We start from the raw sequence: 19,628 nt of genomic DNA on the forward strand, positions 1-19,628 counted from the left end.
TATCAAGCTTGGGCCGGGCGGTCTGTGTGTTTTGATTCCACAGTCATGCCGGGGCGCCGCGCCTGATGATGTAATCGCAGCACTATGGCAAATACTTCGACTTCTTCTGCAAACCTGGCCGGCGCGGGTCACCACAAGGGCGCGCTGGTGCTGTTCTCCGGCGGTCAGGACTCGACCACCTGCCTGGCCCAGGCCCTGGCCATGTTCGAGCGCGTGGAGACGCTGGGCTTTGACTACGGCCAGCGCCACAGCGTGGAGATGCAGGTGCGCGCCGGCGTGCGCGAGCAGCTGGCCGAGCGCTTTCCCCAGTGGGCGCCGCGTCTGGGCGAGGACCATGTGCTGTCGCTCGACGTGCTCAAGCAGATCGGCGGCTCGTCCCTGACCGAGGATGTGGCTTTTGCCATGCAGGCCGACGGCCTGCCCAACACCTTTGTGCCGGGCCGCAATCTGCTGTTCCTGACGCTGGCCGGCGCGCTGGCCTATCGCCGCGGGCTGACGGTGATCGTCACCGGCGTCTGCGAGACCGATTACTCCGGATATCCCGATTGCCGCGACGACACCATGAAGGCCCAGCAGCTGGCGCTGAACCTGGGCCTGGAGCGCCGGCTGCGCATCGATACGCCGCTGATGTGGCTGGACAAGGCCCAGACCTGGCAACTGGCCCATGACCTGGGCGGCAGCGATCTGGTGGAGCTGATTCGCACCGAGACCCACACCTGCTACCAGGGCACGCGCGATGTGCTGCACGACTGGGGCTATGGCTGCGGCAGCTGCCCGGCCTGCGAGCTGCGTGCATCGGGCTGGCACAACTGGCGCGCCAGCCAGTCGGCTTGAAATTGATAGCTGCTTGCGCTTGATAAAAAAGGATTTCAGGTCGAAAAGACTCTGAAATCCTTTTATTGAATGCGGTAGATGCTCCTCAATGAGGAGCATCTACGCTATGGGCCCGATTCAGGCGCTGGGCCGCGTGGCGATCTGGCCGGCCTGAATCTGCGCCGTCATCTGGCTGAGCCAGGCCTGGCTTTCCGGCCGCTCGAACAGAAAGTCCCAGATGGCATCGTGCTGGCGCGCCGTCAGGCTGAGCGGGCCATGGCGACGCATATGGGTTTGCAGCCGCTGCAGCTCGAGCTCGGTCAGCGGCAGCCGCATCACGGTCAGCGGGGGGCGCGGGCGGTAGCTGCGCTGGGGAATGTTCTTGCGGGGACGACTCATGGCAAAGCGAAATAGGGGTTCAGACGGGCCAGACCACGCCGTTGTCGTTGAGGATGGCGTCCAGCGGCAGATCATGCGTCTCGGGCTGGAAGTCATCGACATAGCCATTGGTGTAGCCCAGACCCACGGTGAAAGGGCGCGGGCTCAGCTCGGCCAGCGTGCGGTCATAGAAGCCGCCGCCATAGCCGAGACGGTAGCCGCCGGCCGCATAACCCACGCAGGGGACAAACAGCAGCGTGGGCACCAGCAGTTCGGTATCCTTGGGCTTGGGAATGCCATAGGCGTCCTCCTCCATGGGGCAACCGGGGTACCAGGCGTGAAAACTCAGCGTCTTGCGCTGTTTGTCGATCACCGGCAACCCAATCCTGCGCCGTTGTGGAGTACCCTGTAGCTCGCCATCTTCCTTCCAGCGATGCAGAGCTGGCAGCGGATCGAATTCACCCTTGATGGGCCAGTAGGCGCCAATCACGGTATCGGGCCGTTCCATCAGCCAAAAGCGCATCACCTGCTGCAGCGCATCGGCGCGTTGCAGGCGATCTGGAAGGTTGAGGCGCAGTTCAATCAACTTGCGGCGTAACGCTGCTTTGTCCATCGGATAATTTCCTCCATGCACTGGCTGAAGATTTTGACACCGCTTTGTGCGGCTTCCCTGTTGACTGTAGCTGCTCCTTTTGCGCAGGCACAGAACCCGGGCGATGCCGTGTTGCTGGACATGCAAAAAGCATTCCGCAGCCGCAATCAGGCGGCGCTGACCCAGCTCCTGCCCCAGGCTGCCGGTCACCCCCTCGAACCTTGGGCCGCTTACTGGGAACTCAAGAACCGCCTGGAGACCGCATCGCCCGATGAAATCCAGGGCTTTCTGAACCGTTACGCCGGCACCTACCAGGAAGACCGCTTGCGCAACGACTGGCTGTTGCTGCTGGGCAAGCAGCGTGACTGGAGCACCTTCAGCCAGGTCTATCCCAGGTTCCGCATGCGCGACGACAAGTCCGTCACCTGCTACGCCCTGCTCGCCGACGCCCTGCAAGGCCGGGGCGCACCCAATGTGGGCCAGCAGGTACGCGATCTGTGGATGGCGCAAAAAGATGCCGATGACGGCTGCACCACGGCCGCCGGCCAGCTGTATGCGAGCAAGCTGATCACCGACGCCGATGTCTGGCGCCGTGCCCGTGTGGCCACCGAAGCCAATCGCCAGAAGGCGGCCCGTGATGCGGTGGCCATCGTTGCCCCCGAAGCGGCCGACCAGGTGGCTCAGGTGTTTGCCTCGCCCGCCAAATACCTGTCAGGCCAGAGCAAGGCGCGCGGTCGCGAGCGCAAGGAGCTGGCCCTGCTGGCGCTGATCCGCATGGCGGCCAGCGACCCCGATGCGGCCGCCACCCAGATCGACGGCGGCTGGGGCGCCCAGCTCAATGGCGAGGAGCGCAACTGGGCCTGGGCCGTGGCCGGCAAGCAGGCCGCCTTCAAGCTCTCGCCCGATGCCAACAACTACTTCGGCAAGGTGCGCCGCAACGAAGACCTGAGCGATGACCTGCTGGGCTGGAAGGCCCGTGCCGCGCTGCGCGCCGGCGACTGGAAGGCCGTTCGCCGCGCCATCGACGCCATGGGCCCGGAGCGCACCGACCCGACCTGGGCCTACTGGAAGGCCAGGGCCATGCTGGCAGGCCGCCCCAATGCCGAGGAAAAGGCCGAAGCCCGGCAGTTGCTCGAAGACACGGCCGGCAACGGCAGCTTCTACGAGCAGCTGGCGCTGGAGGAGATCGGCCAGCGCATCACGGTGCCGCCTGCACCGGCACCGTTGACGGCGCAGGAGAAGGCGGCTGCGCGCAGCAACCCCGGTCTCAATCGCGGCCTGTATGCCATAGGCATGGGGCTGCGCAGCGAGGGCGTGCGCGAGTGGAACTACTCCACCAATCTGCACCAGCCAGGCGGCATGGAAGACCGCGAGCTGTATGCGGCCGCCGATCTGGCCTGCGAGCGCCAGGTCTGGGATCGCTGCATCAACACCAGCGAGCGCACCAAGACCTTTGCCGACTGGAAGCAGCGCTTTCCCATGCCCTATCACGACACGGTGCTGGCCAAGTCGCGCAATATCGGGCTGGACCCGGCCTATGTCTACGGCCTGATCCGCCAGGAAAGCCGTTTCATCATGGATGCGCGCTCGGGCGTGGGCGCCTCGGGGCTGATGCAGGTGATGCCGGCCACGGCGCGATGGACGGCCAGGAAGATCGGCATGACGGGCTTCACGCCCGACATGATCAACGACCGCGACACCAATATCACCATCGGCACCTCCTACCTCAAGCTGGCGCTGGACGACTTCGAGGGCTCGATGGCGCTGGCGGCCGCAGGCTATAACGCCGGTCCGGGCCGCCCGCGCAACTGGCGCAACGGGCCCACACTGGACGCTGCCATCTGGGCCGAAAACGTGCCCTTCAGCGAGACCCGCGACTATGTGAAGAAGGTGCTCTCCAATACCACCAGCTATGCGGCGCTGATCACCGGCCAGCCGCAGTCGCTCAAAAGCCGTCTGGGCACCATAGGCCCGCGCCCGGCCAACGATCCCGAAACCATGAAGGACCTGCCGTAAGCATCGGCAGTGCGAGCGGACGGCTCGCCGATTCACCGCCTGCAGCGCTCTGCCCGAAAGGGTCAGGGCGCTTTTTTCATGGTGTTCCGGCTCTCGCGAAACTGCTCATATCTTCTCGGGCGTGCCGGGGCGCGCGAAATACCACGCAAAGTTTGATGTAGGTAAATAACCTACAAATAGATGGCGAATGAGACTGGTTTGCGTTTACAAAAAATACATAATTGCAACCGTCAAAGCCCATAACGCTACATACAACCTCGGCTTTGTCTCCCTCAAGCTGCCTGCCAGCTGCCAAGAAGGCCCCACGGGCCACCGCTTTCTACCCTGTTTGTGAACGACCTGCCCCCAGGGCAGGCCGAGGAGTCATCATGTCCAACGCCGCTATCAGCCGCGCCCGCCGCATTGGCTGGCAACCCCGTTTACTGGCCCTGGCCGCTGCCGCCACCTGCGCCAGCACTGCCGCTTTTGCGCAAGCCAGGGAGTCCACCATGGAGGAGGTGGTGGTCTCGGCCTCCGGCTTCGAGCAAGAGCTGAAGAATGCCCCGGCCTCCATCTCCGTCGTGACGCGCCAGGAGCTGGAGACCAAGAACTTCCGCGATCTGGCCGAAGCCCTGCAGGGCGTGGAAGGCATCGACGTGATGGGCGGCACCGGCAAGACCGGCGGCCTCGACATCAGCATCCGCGGCATGCCCAGCGACTACACGCTGATCCTGATCGACGGGCGCCGCCAGAACGTGGCCGGCGATGTCACGCCCAACGGCTTCGGTGCGGCACTGACCAGTTTCATGCCGCCGATCTCGGCCATCGAACGCATCGAGGTCATTCGCGGCCCCATGTCCACGCTCTACGGCTCGGACGCCATGGGCGGCGTGATCAACATCATCACGCGCAAGGTCAGCAAGGAATGGGGCGGCGAGGTCAGCGTGGGCATGGGCCTGCCGCAGGACAGCGAATGGGGCAACCAGTACCGCGGCAATTTCTATGTCAACGGTCCCATCAAGCAGGATCTGCTGGGTCTGGCCGTGCGCGGCAGCACCTATAGCCGCGATGCTTCCGACTGGGTGCTGGCACCCGGCGCGGCCCAGCCCGCCGGTGCACGCAACCCCGCGCCTGCGCAAAGCCGCCAGCACAATCTGGGTGCCCGCCTGACGCTGACGCCCAACCGCTATCACGATATCTGGCTGGATGTGGACCAGGGCCGCACCTGGTACAACAACGAAGATGGCCGCCTGGGCAATCGTGATGCGGAAGCGCCACGCAATCCGCCCGGTTACAAGGATGCGCTGCGTTTCAACCGCGATCAGGTCACCATCGGTCATACCGGCCGTCTGGGCTTCGGCACGCTGGAAAGCAGCCTGATGCATACCGAAACCGAGACCATCGGCCGCACCATTCCCGGCGCGGCAGTGCCGACCAACGACCCACGCCGCGGCGCAGACCGCGAGCTCAAGACCACCAATCTGGTGCTGGACAGCAAGCTGGTGGCGCCCGTGGGTGATGCCCACATGCTGACCGTGGGCGGCCAGTTCTGGGATGCCAAGCTCAAGGACGGCCTGCTGCCGCAAAGCCACAAGCAGACCATGTGGTCGCTGTTCGTGGAAGACGAATGGCGTCTGCGCCAGGGCCTGACCGCCACGCTGGGCGGTCGCTATGACCACCATGACGCCTTTGGCGGCCAGTTCAGCCCGCGCGCCTATCTGGTCTGGGATGCGACAACGAACTGGACCTTCAAGGGCGGCGTGAGCCAGGGCTTCAAGGCGCCGCGCCTGAACCAGCTGATCGACGGCGTCAGCGGCGTCAGCGGCCAGGGCACGACCATCAATATCGGCAACCCGAATCTCAAGCCCGAGACCAGCACCAATGTGGAGCTGTCGGCCCTGTTCGACAACAAGGCGGGCTGGACCAGCTCGGCCACCTTCTTCCACAACGACGTCAAGGACAAGATTGCCTCGGGCGGTTCCTGCGCCACGGCAGCCATCTCCAGCTGTGCCTACAACCCCACGGCCGATTACGCCATCAATGTGGACAAGGCCAAGACCTGGGGTCTGGAGCTGAGCAGCCGCGCCCAGCTGGCCAAGGACTGGGCCGTCAAGGCCGGCTACACCTGGACCAACAGCGAGGTCATCGAAGGCGGCCGCAAGAACGGTCAGCTGGCCAACACCGCCAAGCATATTGCCAGCGCCCAGCTGGACTGGACCCCGAGCGGCCAGTGGCGCCTGTGGGCGCGCGGCGAGTACCGCAGCAAGAGCCCGCGCTTCAGCGGCTCCTACGACAATCTGAGCAACGCCAACAAGGCCGTGTTTGATGCCGTGGGCGATATCAAGGGTTATGCGCTGTTCCATCTGGGCGGCAGCTATCAGGTCAACAAGAGCCTGAGCCTGAACGCGAGCATCTTCAATCTGTTCGACAAGGACTTCCGCAAGTACCAGCAGGTCAGCGTCAACGGCACGCCGACCTGGGTGAACAGCTACTTCCAGGGCGGCTCCTCGGTGTCGGGCGTGACCCAGGCCGGTCGTACCTTCTGGATTACGGCGAACATGAAGTTCTGAGGCTGAGCGCTTCAGCAGCGGCTTGAGCTTCTGAATCAGGAGCTGTCAGTGCACTTTACCCATAGGTTTCAAACTGATTCAGGTCTGAAATCAAGGATGAAGAAGCGCTGGCAGCTCCTGTTTTCATATTGGCGATTATTGTTTACACTTCTTTACAAGTGCCGGTTCTGCGCATGGCAGACCCATACCGAGTGAGGGAGAAAGTCGCAATGTCAGCAGCAAGAAGCCGCGTGCTCATCGCCACGCTGGGACTGGTCTGGGCCAGTGCCCTGATGGCACAGCCCGTCTACAAATGGGTGGATGCGCAGGGGCAGACGCATTACGGCTCGCAACTGCCGCCGCAGCAGGCCGATGCATCACAGGTCAAGGTCTCGCCCAATGGCAGCTCGGGTGCGGGGGCGGGGCGCTTTGGCGAAGGAGCCGAGGCACGCAATCCCGACGGCACCAGGAAGCTGCCCAAGGGCGCTCAGGAAATGGTGGATGGTCTGGCCCAGGGCCTGAGAAAGGTCGACGGCAAGGAAGTGGCGCTGAACTGCGCGCTGGCGGTGGACAACATTCGCAGCCAGATCGAGACCATGCTGGAAAACGGCCAGAAAAACCTCAAGGGCGGCTATATCACTCAGGCCCAGTACGACAGCTCGGCGGGCAACTTCGTGAAGCTGCGCTCCCAGGCCACGGTCAGCGACTGCAAGGCCGCCACGGGACGCTCGCGCGATATGTACCAGTGCATGACCAGCATGTACAACCACCTGGTCGGCTGCGCCGAAAAGCACCGGCCCTGAGCGTTCCGGCGGGCCTCAGGTTTCGGCCCACATGCGCAGCAGGTTGTGATAGTGGCCGGTCAGGCTCACGGTCTCCTCGGTTTCGCCGAGTTTTCCGCGCAGGCCGGTGATGGCCTGGTCCATCTCGAACAGCAGGGCCCGGCGCGCGTCGTCGCGCACCATGCTCTGGGCCCAGAAGAAGGAGCAGACCCGCTCGCCGCGTGTCACAGGCTCGACCCGGTGCAGGCTGGTTGACGGGTAGAGGATCAGGTCGCCCGCAGGCAGCTTGACCTCGTGCGTGCCGTAGGTGTCGACCACGACCAGCTCGCCGCCCTCGTAGTCCTCGGGCTCGCAGAGAAACAGCGTGCAGGACACATCGGTGCGCAGCCACTGCTCGGAGCCCGCGACGCGGCGTGCCGCGCCGTCCACATGCAGGCCGTAGGTCTCGCTGTCGCTATAGCGATTGAACAGCGGCGGCATGGTGCGCGCAGGCAGGGCGGCACTGAAGAACAGCGGGCTGGCTGCCAGCGCCTGCAAGATGATGCGGCCCTGCTCCTGGGCCACGGGCGAGTGCTCGGGCAGCTGCCGGTTGCGCTTGACCTGGGCGCCCTGGCTGCCCACGGTGGCGCGGCCGTCGACCCAGTCGGCGGCATCGATGGCGGCACGCATGCTGGCGACCTGCTCGCGGCTCAGGACCTGGGGGATATGCAGCATCATGGTGAGAATTCTTTGAAATGGAGAAGCCCCGCTTGGGCGAGGCTGCAAGACGGAAAGTGGATCGCTGCCGCTGAAGACGGCGCGATCCAGGTAAGGGGGCAGCGAGCAAGCGCCGCCGCGCAGCGAGGCTGTCGTCCCCCTCCGGCGCTCGGCGCCAGAGAGGGGGAAGGCGGGGCCGCCTAGGCGCGCCAGCGCCTCAGGGGGAGAAGTTCCAATCAGAACTTGAAGTTTGCCGTCAGACGGGCCGAGCGTGCAATACCGGGGAAGTAGCGGTAGCCGCTCTTGTTGATGGCCGCCACATAGTCCTTGTCGAACAGATTGAAGACATTGAGCTGGATGTCCAGATTCTTGTTCACGCGGTAGCTGGCCATGGCATCGAACACCCAGTAGGAGTCCGTGTGGTTGGGCGTGCCCACGGCGCCGTCGGTGCCGCGCTTGAGGCCGCCCGCATAGCGCGCGCCGCCGCCGACCGTCAGGCCGAAGGGCAGCTGGTAGGTGCTCCACAGGCTGAAGGCATTCTTGGGCGTATAGGTCAGGCCGTTGCTGGCGTCGGCTGCCACCAGTGCGCCGGTGTCGACCTTGGTGTTCTGCACGGTGTAGCCCGCGCTCACGCCCCAGGCCTTGCTGATCTGGCCGATCACGCCAAGTTCCAGACCCTGCACGATCTTCTTGCCGGTCTGGCCCACGGTGCCGTCGGAGTTGGTGACGATTTCATTGGTCACCTCGGTACGGAACAGCGCGCCGCTGAGCATCAGGTTCTTTTCCGCCAGCTCCCATTTGCTGCCCAGTTCCAGCGTCTTGGCCTTCTGCGGGTCCATATTGGGGTTGGCGGCATTGTTCACTGCGGCCGACAGCGCAAAGTTGCTGCCGCCCGGTGGCTGCTGCGAGAGCGCGTAGTTCAGATAGACGCTGCCATTGGGGGCGGGCTTGTAGAGCACGCCGGCCTTCCAGCTCAGCAAGGTGCCGGATTTGCTCAGGCCGTCCGACGTGGTGGGCACCACGGTGCCCACGGGGTTGCTGCCGCAGGGCTGGGTGGTCGAGGTGGCCGTGCAGACCGCCATGGCGTTGTACGAGGTCTTGTAGCGGTCCAGACGCAGGCCCAGATTGGCCTGCCACTGGTCGTTGAACTTCAGCGTGTCGAAGGCATACAGCGCCACGGTGTCGGTCTTGCCCTTGCTGTCGGCGCCGTTGCGCTGGTAGTCGGGCAGCGAGATGCTGGAGTCCGGGTTGTAGACGCTGACTGCGGGCACCGTGCCCTTGGTGGCCAGGCCGTAGTTGGTCTGTTCCTCACGCGTCAGCTCCAGGCCCAGGCTCAGATCATGCTGCACGCTGCCGGTGGCAAGGCTGGTGCTCAGATTGGTCTGGTTGGTCAGGATACGGTTGACCTGATCCTTGGTGTTGATGTTGCGCGACATGGTCCAGGTGGACGGATCGTTGGCATTGGGCGTGACCAGCTGGGTGCTGCCGGCCATGAAGGCGGTCAGCAGATAGTCCTGCTTGGTCTCGCCCCAGCGCGTGGTGTTGCGCAGCTTGGTGGTGGCGGAGAAATCATGCTCCACCTTCAGCGTGGCCATGGTGGCCGTCACATCGTCGTGATCCGAGGCCGTGCCGTAGAAGTTCTTGCTGTTGACGCGCGCCGCGCCGCTCAGATAGCCGCGCTTGGCGGGGTCCGGCGAGGTGTAGCCAGGCAGGCCCATGGTCAGCACGCCGCCGTCGGGCACATTGCTCTGCTTGATGTGCAGCAGGTTCACGAACACGCGGGTGGGCGAGTTCAGGCCGAAGGCAAACGAGGGCGCAATACCCCAGCGGTTGTTCTCGATGCCGTTGCGGCCCGCCACATTGGCGTCCTGCGCCATGGCGTTCAGGCGTACGGCCGTGCCGGTCTCGGCATTGACGACGCGATTCAGGTCGATGCTGGCACGCTTGTAGCTTGCCGAACCCAGGCCCAGCGAGCCGCCGAAGCTGTTGTTCAGATTGGCCTGCTTGCTCACCAGATTGATGGCACCCGTGGGGGCGCTGCGGCCGTAGTCGGTGCCGGCCGGGCCCTTGGTGACTTCGACCTGATCGATGTTGAACATATCGCGCGAGATCGAGCCGATGTCGCGCACGCCGTCCACGTAGATGCTGCTGGAGCTGTCGAAGCCACGCATATAGACGGCGTCGCCCGTGCTGGTGTTGCCGTTCTCGCCTGCGTAGAAGGTGCCGGCGCCGGGCACATTGCGCAGCGCTTCTGTCAGCGTGGTGGCGCCTTGCTCCTGCAGCAGCTGCTCCTTGATGACGTTGACGGTCTGCGTGGTGTTGACCAGCGGCTGGGTGAACTTGGGCGAAGACAGCTGGCCGGGCGTATAGCCGGTGTCGGCATTGCCTTCCACCTTGACTTCCTTGAGTGCGGTTTCTGCAGTCTGGGCCATTGCTGGCATTGCCAGGGTGGCACCGGCCAGCACGGTGGCGCAGGCGACCAGACCGGCGGAGGAAGGCAAGCGGCCCGCGGAATGCTTGCGGCTTTGGATATAGATGTTGGATTGAGCCATGTTGAAAGGACTGGAAGTGAAGACCGTTGGCTGGCTGGTACGGGCTGTCTGCACTTGTGATGCGAGCGCAGACGCGGGTGGCGTCCGGCGAAGTCCTGGCTGGCTAAAGCGTACTCGGGTACGAATGCAGCGAATGATAATGATTCTTAATATAACTTTGCGAAAGTTTACGGAGAATCATGTCTGGCGTTGTTGCACAGCAACATGGTCGGGATAGGCGGGCACTCGCTTCACTTCGGATATGAGAGCGGCTACCGCCTTTCCTACATGCATTTCAAGGTGCCAGGCCATTGAAATCATCTAGCAGCATGCGCTGGCTGCTTCTTTTTTAAGAGTCTTTACGGTCGCGTAGCCTGCGCGCTGTCCCTGGCCTGCAGCAGCAGCCCGTGCAGCACGCCCTGCTGGGCTTCGGGAAAGTCGCTGAGCAGCTCGGTGGCTATCTGCTCGCGCCGGTGCCTGAGCTGGTCGAACAGCTGCTGTCCCCGGGCGCTGAGCTGCAGGCAGCGCACGCGCTTGTCGGCTTCGCTGGCCGAGCGCTCCAGCCAGCCCTTGTCCTGCAACTGGGCCAGGGTGCGCGCCATCTGGGCCTTGTCGGTGTGGCTGTGCTCGACCAGTTCCTTTTGCGTGATGCCGGGGTGGCGGCCGGTGTGCATGAGGATGCGGAATTCGTTGAAGGTCAGACCCGGTTGCACCGCTTCAAGCGACTCAAGCAGGCGCGCCCGAAACAGGTGCAGCAGATCGTGCAGCACCTCGAACACATCGGCGGCAATGGATGAACTCATGGTGGGAAAGGTTGTTTGTTGACTTAGTCAACTTATTAATGGATATTTCGTGGACTTTATCAACTTAATGAAAATCATGTCCAACACCGAGACAGTGTCCATCATGCAGCGTGTACGCCACGAATTCAGCTCGCGCCATGTGCAGTTGCTGGCACGCGAGCAGCTCAGCCCAGGCTTTATCCGCCTGACCGTGGGCGGCCCCGAGCTGGCAGGCTTTGTCAGCGCGGGCTTTGACGACCACACCAAGCTCATCCTGCCCCAGGCCGGGATGGACAGGCCCAATCTGCCGCAGATGGTCGACGGTCGCCCGCATATCGACGGCGAGCGCCCCACCATGCGCGACTACACGCCGCTGAACTACGACGCCGCCCGCAACACGCTGCAGCTGGAGTTCGCCGAGCATGGCTCGGGCCCCGCCGTGGAATGGGCGCGCACAGCCCCCATCGGTCAGTGGCTGGGTCTGGCCGGCCCGCGCGGCAGCCTGGTCGTGCCCGCCGATCTGGAATGGCATGTGCTGCTGGGCGATGAAAGCGCCATGCCCGCGATGGAGCGCCGTCTGGCGGAACTGCCGGCCGGCAGCCGCGCCATCGTGCGGGTGCAGATCGGCAACCCGGCAGACCAGCGCCGCTGGAGCAGTGCCGCGCAGCTGGATCTGCAATGGGTGGAGTCCCTGGCCGCTGCCGTCGATGCGCTGGAGCTGCCGGAGGGCGAGGGCTTTGTCTGGGCGGCGGGCGAGAATCGTGCCATGGCCGATCTGCGCAAGCGCATTCTGGCCAAGCCCGAAGCCAATCCCAAGCGCATGCGGATTGCTTCCTACTGGAAGCAGGGCGAGGCTGCTCACCACGAGGAACTGAGCGCGAATGACTGAAGAGACAAGCCCGCCTTCACGACTCACTGCAATACCGCGTCGCAAGCTGCACAAGCGCTACACACCCCTGGTGTTTGCCTTCTACATGGCGCTGATCATGGCGTTCTTCATGTGCAGCATCATCGTGGCGGCCAACGGCGGCCTGGGGGCTGGCTATGGATGGCGAGTGCTCAAGGCCTATGCGCTGGCCATGCCCTCGGCCTTTGCTTGCGTGGTGCTGGTGCGTCCGCTGGTCATGCGGCTGGTTGCCGCCACCGTGCAGCACTGAGCGTTCCTCACTGATTGAGCAGGACGGGAGTACCGGCCGCATCGCGCCGCAGCTCGGCTGCGCCGCTGGCCACAAGGCTCTCGATCAGGCTGTCCAGCCATTGCTGTGCCGTCTGCGCGCCAAAGTAGCTCTGGTGCAGAGTGCCGAAATAGGGAGTGGCATGAACCCAGTTCTGCAGCTCCTGCACCCTGATGCTTTGCCACTCCAGCAGCTTGTATTTGAGCAGCACCTTGGCGGCATAGCTGGCATGGCGTTGCGGCGCCTGGACAAAGCCGGCCAGCCGCTTGCGGGCAATGCCCAGAGCTGTCTGCACATCGCCAAACAAACCACCGTGTCCGGGCACGACAAGGCGGGGCTCCAGGCGCTCGATCACGTCCAGGGTCGCGGCGACCTCGTCAAAGGCGGCAATGCCTTCGATTTCGGGGAAGACCACGCCAAAGCCGTTCTCCCACAACGCATCGGCAGAGATCAGGATGCGGCTGTCGGGCTCGAACAGAATCACCGAATGCGGATCATGGCCTGGGGCTGCATGGATCTGCCAGTCACGTCCCGACAGGCGCACCGTGCTGCCGGGCTGCAGCAGGCCCGTGATGGCAAAGCGCGGACATTCCTGGCCCGTGGGGGCATAGCTGAGAGCGGCTTCGTCCCAGTTGCGCACCTGCTCGGCCTGGCCCGGTGCGATAAAGGTCTGCACCTGTGGATAAGCTTGCTGCAGTGCGGCATTGCCGCCGCAATGGTCGCTATGCAGATGGGTGTTGAGAATGCGCGCCAGCGGCTGACTGGCCAGCGTGCTTTCGATCAGCGCCAGGGTTTGCGCGCCATGCGCGACATAGCCGGTATCGATGACGGCAGCACCTTCGGCATCGCCGGCCTGCGCGGCAAAGACGACGTTGTTGGCCGACAGCCAGCCGCGCTCCAGCACGGTCATGCCGGGCGGCAGTGGGACATGCATTGCCGGGGATGCATTCATCGGACTGGTCTCCTGTGCGGTGCTTTGTGTTTTGCACAAGCCTAGCAGACCGCTCATCGCGCAACTGTCGCGCGGGCGAGCTGCTCAGTGCAGTTCAGTGCGATTCGGCCGAAGACAGGATGTTGCGGCGAATCACCACGGGCTTGCCGCCAAAGCGCTGCTTGGACAGCCAGTGCGCCAGGGCCGAATCAAGATGCGTGGCATGGCCCGGGAACCAGTCCACCAGGGCCCGGGTCAGATCGCGGCAGAGCGCGACATTGCCTTCGGCGAGCTTGACGCGGACTTCTGCCACGGACTTGAGCACGGCCGCATGTTCGTCGATATGGCAGTCGCGCGGCGGGAAACCGGTGCTCAGCATCCACTGGTCTTCTTCGGCAAAGTGGTGCTGCAGATGGCTTTCCATGGCTTGCAGCAGGCCGGGCAGCTCGCTGTCTTCGGCAGTTTGCAGCAGGGCAATCAGCTCGACGAATTCCTCGTGCAGCTCGTCCATGGGCCCGTTGCCCATGAGCAGATGGTCTCCCCAGACCAGGGTGGCGGTGTGGCTCATGGCAATGTCTTCTTGTGAATGCTTCGGAGTGTGCGCAGCTTGTCTCTGAAGACCATTATGCAAGCCGTATCGGTGGGTAGGCATCCTCCAAAAAGAGGGGGCGGTCTGCCGTGCGGGCAAAGAAAAAGCCTCTTGAACCGAAATTCAAGAGGCTTTGTCTGGTGCGCGATACATGGATCGAACATGTGACCCCTGCCGTGTGAAGGCAGTGCTCTACCGCTGAGCTAATCGCGCTTTAACTGGTGGGTGATACATGGATCGAACATGTGACCCCTGCCGTGTGAAGGCAGTGCTCTACCGCTGAGCTAATCACCCGAAGACCGCAATTCTAGCAGCAACTTTGGCGGCCTTCGGGAAAACTCGTAAATTTTCTGAAAAAAGTCAGTTCGAGCGCAGTTCGCGTCGCAGGATCTTGCCCACATTGGTCTTGGGCAGTTCGTCGCGGAATTCGATATGGCGTGGTCGCTTGTAGCCCGTCAGCTGCTCCTGGCAGTAGCGCATGACACGCTCTTCCGTCAGCGAGGGGTCGCTGCGCACCACATAGACCTTGATGGATTCGCCCTGCTGGTCGTCCTTGACGCCCACGGCGGCGCATTCGAGCACTCCGGGGCACATGGAGATGACGTTTTCCAGCTCGTTCGGATAGACGTTGAAGCCGCTGACCACCATCATGTCCTTTTTGCGGTCGATGATGCGGGTGTATCCCTCGTCGTCCAGAACGCCGATATCGCCGGTGCGCATATAGCCGTCGGCCGTGAAGGCCTTGGCGGTTTCTGCCGGCTGGTTGTAGTAGCCCTGCATGACGTTGGGGCCCTTGATGCACAGCTCGCCCGCCTGGCCGTTGGGCAGGTTGTGGCCTTCATCGTCCTTGATGGCGACCGAAATGCTTGGCAGCGGCAGGCCGATGGTGCCGGTGAACTCCTTGTTGGTCACCGGATTGTTCGTGCCGATGGCACAGGTCTCGCTCATGCCCCAGCCTTCGATCATGGCGCAGCCCGTGGTCTGCTGCCACTGACGTGCCGTGCCTTCGGAGGCGGCCATGCCGCCAGCCTGGGAGATGAACAGCTGGGAGAAATCGAGCTGGCGGAACTCGGGGTTGTGGAGCAGCGCGTTGAACAAGGTGTTCACGGCCGGCAGCACGTGGAAGGGGCGCTTCTTGAGCACCTTGACGAATTTCGGGATATCGCGCGGATTGGGGATCAGGCTCAGGCTGCCGCCCAGTCGCATGGCGAACAGGCTCACGGTGAGCGCGAAGATGTGATAGAGCGGCAAGGCCGCGACGATATGGGTTTCGTTGGCCTTGACCCGGCCTTCCAGCGCAGGGGTGAACCAGGTATGAGCCTGCAGCGTGGCGGCAACGATGTTGCGATGGGTCAGCACCGCGCCCTTGGACAGGCCCGTGGTGCCGCCTGTGTATTGCAAAAAGGCCACCGAGTCCAGCGTGGCCGTGCTGGCAACGAGCTTGCGCCCGGCGCCCTCTGCCAGGGCCTTGCTGAACAGCGTGACCTGGCGCTGCGGGCCGGTGCTGCCAGGAGCCGCGCCAAGGGGCAGATCGAAGGCCGGCACCATCTTGGCCAGATGGCGTACGGCAAAAGTGATCCAGCTGCCATACAGACCGCCGAGCAGATCGCCCATGCTGGTCAGGCAGATATGGCGGATATGGCTGCGCTCCAGCACCTGGGCCAGGGTGCGGGCAAAGTTCTCCAGAATGATGATGGCCGTGGCGCCCGAGTCCTTGAGCTGATGCTCGAGCTCGCGCGCGGTGTAGAGCGGGTTGACGTTGACACAGGTAAAGCCCGCACGTAACACGCCGGCCATGGTGACCGCGAACTGCGGCACATTGGGCAGCATGATGGCCACGCGCGCCCCTGGCTCCAGGCCCAGGCTCTGCAGCCAGGCCCCCATCTGTGCGGAGAACCTGTCCAGCTCGGCATAGCTCATCCAGCGGTCCATGCAGACCGAAAACGGACGCTCTGCATGCTGGGTGAAGGCTTCTTCGAGCAGGTGCACCAGCGAGCGGTACTGCTCGGGCTGCACATCGTGCGGCACATTGGGTGGATAGTTCTTGAACCAGGGGGCGGCAGCGTCCATAGAAGAGTTACCTTGCAGAAGCCGCTCGTCGTCCAGGGACGCGGGCGGCGGGTTGAACAAAGGGGCCAGCATGCAAAACCTGCGCTGCGGCTGATTCTGCGGATGCGGTCTGCCAGGGTCTACGGGGGCTTGTCCTAGGCGTTGACCGGCATGCTTGCTACGCTGCGCATGAGGAGGTGCCGCTTTGAATACCTGGTTCTGGCGCTGTGTGGTGATGGGCAGCTGGCTGGCACTGCTGCTCTGGTGCAGTTATTGGTGGCCGCGCTCAGCTGCCGTGGCCCTGCTGGGCGCGATGCTGATTGCGGGCGGAGCCGGGCTGCAACTGGGCACGCAGATGCTGATGATGCGGGCGGTACTGCGCAGTCGGGGCGTGCCGCTACCGCCTGCCATGGTCGCGTTGCGGGCCTGGCTGTCGGAGTGGCGCTGGGCCTGGCGGCTGTTCGGCTGGCAGATTCCCTTTGGCGAACATGCCGAGCCCGATGGAGTGCCTGAGGATGGCGAGGGCAGGGAGGTGCAAGGGCGGGTGGGCGTGGTGCTGGTGCACGGCTATTTTTGCAACCGTGGCGTGTGGGCCGTCTGGCTGCGCGCGCTCAAGGCACGCGGAATTCCCTGCATGGCCATGACGCTGGAGCCCGCGCATGGCAGTCCTGTCGATGCCATGGTGGACGACCTCGACAGATGCGTGAAGGAGATCGTCCAGCACACGCATCGCGCGCCGCTTCTGGTCGCGCACAGCATGGGCGGCCTGGTGGTGCGAGCCTGGCTCAAGCGCCTCGATGCCGATGAGCGTGCGCGTTATGCAGCCCATGTGGTCACGGTGGCCACGCCGCATGGCGGCGCCTGGCTGGCGCGGTTTGCGCGGCGCCTGCCGGCCATGGACATGCGCGAGGGCAGCGATTGGTTGCAGCGGCTGGGGCCGCCGCCCCAGGACGTGCCATTCAGCTGCTGGTGCAGCAGCAGCGACAACATCGTCTTTCCTCCCGATCTGGCGCTCCTGCCGAATGCGCAGTGTCATCAGGTCGACGATGCAGCGCATATGCAGCTGCTGTTTGACCAGCGGGTGTGGCAGCACTGCCTGCAGCTGCGGGAGCAGCTGCAGGGGCGATCGCAAGGGCGCTATCAGGCTGCCGAGGCAGGTGTCTCCGCATCCGATGCCGGGGCACGCGCCTGCGGGTCCTGAATCAGGTGGATGTCGGTGGCGGAGACCAGGGCGATCTTCTGCTCGGCGCAGCGCTGCAGCAGGCCGAACAGCAGGTCGCTGCGCGTGCTGTAGACATTGCGCGAGCTGGAGACATGGCCGAAGCTGGTGATGTTGACCACGCTGCCGTTGATGGAGTCCACATACATGGACGGAGCGGGGGTGCTCAGCACGGCCTCATGCTCGGCATACAGGCCCAGCAGCACCTCGCGCAGCTTGACGATATCGGTGTTCAGCGGTACCGAGAACGCGATTGAGATGCGGCCCAGCGCACCGTCCATGGTCAGGTTCTGCACGGACTTGGTGATGAACTCCGAGTTGGGCACGATGACGGTGGATTTGTCATCGGTCTGGATCTCGGTGGCGCGCACGCTGATGCGGCGGATATCGCCGACCTGATCGCCGATGCGCACGCGGTCGCCCAGCTTCACGGGGCGCTCGGCCAGCAGAATCAGGCCGGAGACAAAGTTCTGCGTGATGGCCTGCAGACCAAAGCCGATGCCGACGGACAGGGCGCTGGCCAGCAGAGCCACTTTTTCAAAGCCAATACCCAGCGCTGCGAGCGTCCACAGGCCGGACAGCAGAATGCCCGTGTAGCGGGCCACGGTGCTGATGGAGTTGCGTGCGCCTATGTCCAGTTCGGTCTTGGGCAGAAAGGTCTCCACCAGCCAGTGCTGCAAGGCGCCAAACAGCGTCAGCCCCGCCACCAGCACCAGCAGGCCGCGCAAGATGGTCATGGGGCGCAGGAAGGAGTCGCCCACGGGCAGGCCGTTGGTCAGCGTATCGGCCAGCACGATCAGGCTGCTGGAGTTGCCGAAGGGTGCGATCAGCGCCATCAGCCCCAGCAGCAGCAGGCAGACACGCGTGAAGGCCGACAGCAGAACGCCGACCTGCTCCAGGCGCGATTGCTTGAGCCCCGTGCCGGCAGCGAAGCCCTGGCCGATACGGCTATCGCTTGAGCACAGCCAGGTAAAGAGGTCGTCGGCAAACTTCATCAGCAGCGAGGTGGCCAGAACCACCACCGTGATCCAGACCATCTGCGTGGCCGCGAAGACCGAAAAGTTCAGATAGCCGATCAGCGCCGCGATCAATGCGGCCAGCACCGTCAGATGTCCGCCCAGCCAGGCCAGCATCAGCCAGCGGCTGGTTGCCGCAGGGCGGTAGTCGTCGCCATGGTGGGCGGCTTTTTCGCGTTCGGCCTGCTGCTGGCGCTTGCGTTGCTTGTTGATGACCACCAGCACCGACATGATGAGCACGGCATAGATCAGTGCAATCAGTCCGTCCAGGGCCACGCTGCTGACGGCGCTGGTGCGCGCGGCTATGTCCACCGCGTTGAGCATCATGGAGAACCAGGTCAGGCCGGCGGCTCCCCAGGCAAAGCGTGTGAGCGCCGGGGCGGCGATGTCGTCGATATTGAGCAGTCGCCAGGTGGGGCGCTTGGGCACCAGCAGGCTGGCGCTGACGGAGAGGAAAAAAGCCGCGACAAATGAGGATTGAATCCAGGCGTCGGCCACGGTTTGCAGACGCGGCGCAATCGCGTCTATGGAGCGCAGGCTCTCGATGAACACCAGGCTGGCCAGGCCGGGCAGTGCCGTGCCCACCACCAGCATCCAGACGGCCAGACCCGTGCGGCGCAGCCGTCCGTTGGGGGCGTGGTCGGAGGCCGCAAATTTGCGGCCCGCATAGCGCAGGCCGATGCGTAGCGGAAACATCACGAACAGAGCCAGGGCAATGCCGGTCAGCGTGGCCGACCAGCCATGTTCGGCAATGGCGGCGTTAAAGCTGGTGCGGCCCTGGCGTGTCAGGGCCGCAATGCGTTGCAGATCGGTCGGCAGATGCTCGGCAAACTGCTTCCACAACGAAGGTGACAGCGGGGACGCCACCTTGCGGGCGATCTGCGCGTTGAACTGCTGGGTGCGGATTTTCTCGATGCTGTCCGTGGTCTGCTTGGCCTCCATGGACAGCAGCTTGCCGCGCTTGAGCGCGGAGTCCAGCTCGCTGTGCTGTTGGGCCAGATCCTTACGTTGCAGACTCAGCTCCGGCGATTCCTCGCTGCCTTCGGCCACCGGCCCCAACTGGGCAATGCGGGCATCGATCTGTTTGAGCAGCGGCTCCAGCGCCGTGACGGCGTTGTCGGCATCGCGTTTGGACTGCAGGGCTTTTTCGGACAGGGCCTGCAGCGTTTCGGAGGTGTCGGCATCGTCCAGCGACTGGCGTACCTTGTCCAGCGTGGTCGATGCCTGTTGAATCTGGGCGATGGAGGTGGTCTGGATATCGCCGTTGGCAGGCAGTTCGGCCGCGACGGCCAGACCTATGCAAAGTTGGAGCGCTAAAAGCCAGCGCAGCAGTTGGTTGCAGCGGTAATGCATTGTGAAGAAGTGAGTGGGCGGCAGTTTGCCTCTGGCGCTCACTATAGGTGCAATGCAGCGGGCAGGGTTTCAGGGCGCAGCCGGGCCAAACAGGGCTTGCAGCCCGGATATTCAGCATCGATTGCTATCGGAAATGGAGCTGCATGCGCTTTGCTGAAAAGGGGTGGAGCCGAATTTT

Annotated in this window: 16 protein-coding genes and 2 tRNA genes; 7 read left to right on the forward strand and 11 right to left on the reverse strand. The window is 63.8% G+C overall.

What is annotated here, in order from left to right; genetic code table 11:
* Positions 1 to 84 precede the first annotated feature (84 nt).
* Positions 85 to 834 (forward strand): 7-cyano-7-deazaguanine synthase QueC, encoded by a 750-nt coding sequence (gene queC / locus ACLBXN_RS12180; protein ID WP_447612291.1) that lies wholly within the window; start codon positions 85 to 87, stop codon positions 832 to 834.
* A 117-nt stretch (positions 835 to 951) separates the two neighbouring features.
* On the opposite strand, the gene ACLBXN_RS12185 is transcribed toward queC, so the two are convergent.
* Together ACLBXN_RS12185 and ACLBXN_RS12190 are read right to left on the reverse strand one after the other, a co-directional pair.
* Complete coding sequence (locus tag ACLBXN_RS12185) at positions 952 to 1,212, reverse strand: hypothetical protein (protein ID WP_043007814.1); 261 nt, start codon at positions 1,210 to 1,212, stop codon at positions 952 to 954.
* 19 nt (positions 1,213 to 1,231) lie between these two features.
* A complete protein-coding gene (locus ACLBXN_RS12190; protein WP_019044041.1) occupies positions 1,232 to 1,804 on the reverse strand; it encodes a 5-formyltetrahydrofolate cyclo-ligase in 573 nt (190 codons plus the stop codon).
* A 15-nt stretch (positions 1,805 to 1,819) separates the two neighbouring features.
* Here ACLBXN_RS12190 and ACLBXN_RS12195 point away from each other — a divergent pair, with 15 nt between their 5' ends.
* The 3 genes from ACLBXN_RS12195 (at position 1,820) to ACLBXN_RS12205 (ending at position 7,130) form a co-directional block, all read left to right on the forward strand.
* Positions 1,820 to 3,799, forward strand: coding sequence for a transglycosylase SLT domain-containing protein (locus ACLBXN_RS12195; RefSeq protein WP_447612293.1), 1,980 nt, complete (start codon positions 1,820 to 1,822; stop codon positions 3,797 to 3,799).
* Between the two features lie 368 nt (positions 3,800 to 4,167).
* Complete coding sequence (locus ACLBXN_RS12200; protein ID WP_211457186.1) at positions 4,168 to 6,348, forward strand: TonB-dependent receptor domain-containing protein; 2,181 nt, start codon at positions 4,168 to 4,170, stop codon at positions 6,346 to 6,348.
* Positions 6,349 to 6,557: 209 nt separating this feature from the next.
* On the forward strand, positions 6,558 to 7,130 hold the full coding sequence (locus tag ACLBXN_RS12205; RefSeq protein WP_447612294.1) for a DUF4124 domain-containing protein: 573 nt from the start codon (positions 6,558 to 6,560) through the stop codon (positions 7,128 to 7,130).
* Positions 7,131 to 7,145: 15 nt separating this feature from the next.
* On the opposite strand, the gene ACLBXN_RS12210 is transcribed toward ACLBXN_RS12205, so the two are convergent.
* From ACLBXN_RS12210 to ACLBXN_RS12220, 3 genes are all read right to left on the reverse strand, one after another.
* Positions 7,146 to 7,826, reverse strand: coding sequence for a Fe2+-dependent dioxygenase (locus ACLBXN_RS12210; RefSeq protein ID WP_043007806.1), 681 nt, complete (start codon positions 7,824 to 7,826; stop codon positions 7,146 to 7,148).
* A 215-nt stretch (positions 7,827 to 8,041) separates the two neighbouring features.
* Positions 8,042 to 10,357: a catecholate siderophore receptor Fiu gene (locus ACLBXN_RS12215; RefSeq protein WP_447612295.1), complete on the reverse strand. Its 2,316-nt coding sequence runs from the start codon at positions 10,355 to 10,357 to the stop codon at positions 8,042 to 8,044.
* A 338-nt stretch (positions 10,358 to 10,695) separates the two neighbouring features.
* The gene (locus tag ACLBXN_RS12220) at positions 10,696 to 11,139 is read right to left on the reverse strand and encodes a MarR family winged helix-turn-helix transcriptional regulator (protein WP_043007802.1); all 444 of its coding nucleotides are present in this window, start codon (positions 11,137 to 11,139) and stop codon (positions 10,696 to 10,698) included.
* Between the two features lie 67 nt (positions 11,140 to 11,206).
* Here ACLBXN_RS12220 and ACLBXN_RS12225 point away from each other — a divergent pair, with 67 nt between their 5' ends.
* Positions 11,207 to 12,007 carry a siderophore-interacting protein gene (locus tag ACLBXN_RS12225; RefSeq protein ID WP_447612296.1) on the forward strand — a complete coding sequence of 267 codons (801 nt, stop codon included), beginning with the start codon at positions 11,207 to 11,209 and terminating at the stop codon, positions 12,005 to 12,007.
* Entirely contained in the window at positions 12,000 to 12,275 is a 276-nt protein-coding gene (locus tag ACLBXN_RS12230) for a DUF2798 domain-containing protein (RefSeq protein WP_447612297.1), read from the forward strand. Before ACLBXN_RS12225 ends, ACLBXN_RS12230 begins: the two co-directional genes overlap by 8 nt.
* 7 nt (positions 12,276 to 12,282) lie before the next feature.
* On the opposite strand, the gene ACLBXN_RS12235 is transcribed toward ACLBXN_RS12230, so the two are convergent.
* The 5 genes from ACLBXN_RS12235 to ACLBXN_RS12255 form a co-directional block, all read right to left on the reverse strand.
* Positions 12,283 to 13,245 (reverse strand): MBL fold metallo-hydrolase, encoded by a 963-nt coding sequence (locus tag ACLBXN_RS12235; protein WP_447612298.1) that lies wholly within the window; start codon positions 13,243 to 13,245, stop codon positions 12,283 to 12,285.
* Positions 13,246 to 13,339: 94 nt separating this feature from the next.
* The gene (locus ACLBXN_RS12240) at positions 13,340 to 13,792 is read right to left on the reverse strand and encodes a bacteriohemerythrin (RefSeq protein WP_447612299.1); all 453 of its coding nucleotides are present in this window, start codon (positions 13,790 to 13,792) and stop codon (positions 13,340 to 13,342) included.
* Between the two features lie 159 nt (positions 13,793 to 13,951).
* Positions 13,952 to 14,026, reverse strand: a tRNA-Val gene (locus tag ACLBXN_RS12245).
* A gap of 6 nt (positions 14,027 to 14,032) precedes the next feature.
* Positions 14,033 to 14,107 (reverse strand) — tRNA-Val (locus ACLBXN_RS12250).
* Positions 14,108 to 14,173: 66 nt separating this feature from the next.
* On the reverse strand, positions 14,174 to 15,883 hold the full coding sequence (locus ACLBXN_RS12255; protein WP_447612300.1) for an AMP-binding protein: 1,710 nt from the start codon (positions 15,881 to 15,883) through the stop codon (positions 14,174 to 14,176).
* A gap of 184 nt (positions 15,884 to 16,067) precedes the next feature.
* On the opposite strand from ACLBXN_RS12255, the gene ACLBXN_RS12260 reads away from it, so the two are divergent.
* On the forward strand, positions 16,068 to 17,063 hold the full coding sequence (locus ACLBXN_RS12260) for an esterase/lipase family protein (protein ID WP_447612301.1): 996 nt from the start codon (positions 16,068 to 16,070) through the stop codon (positions 17,061 to 17,063).
* On the opposite strand, the gene ACLBXN_RS12265 is transcribed toward ACLBXN_RS12260, so the two are convergent.
* Complete coding sequence (locus tag ACLBXN_RS12265) at positions 17,003 to 19,450, reverse strand: DUF3772 domain-containing protein (protein WP_447612302.1); 2,448 nt, start codon at positions 19,448 to 19,450, stop codon at positions 17,003 to 17,005. The two genes, ACLBXN_RS12260 and ACLBXN_RS12265, sit on opposite strands and share 61 nt — an antisense overlap.
* Positions 19,451 to 19,628: the final 178 nt, after the last annotated feature.

The sequence above is a fragment of the Comamonas sp. C24C genome (assembly GCF_053345995.1).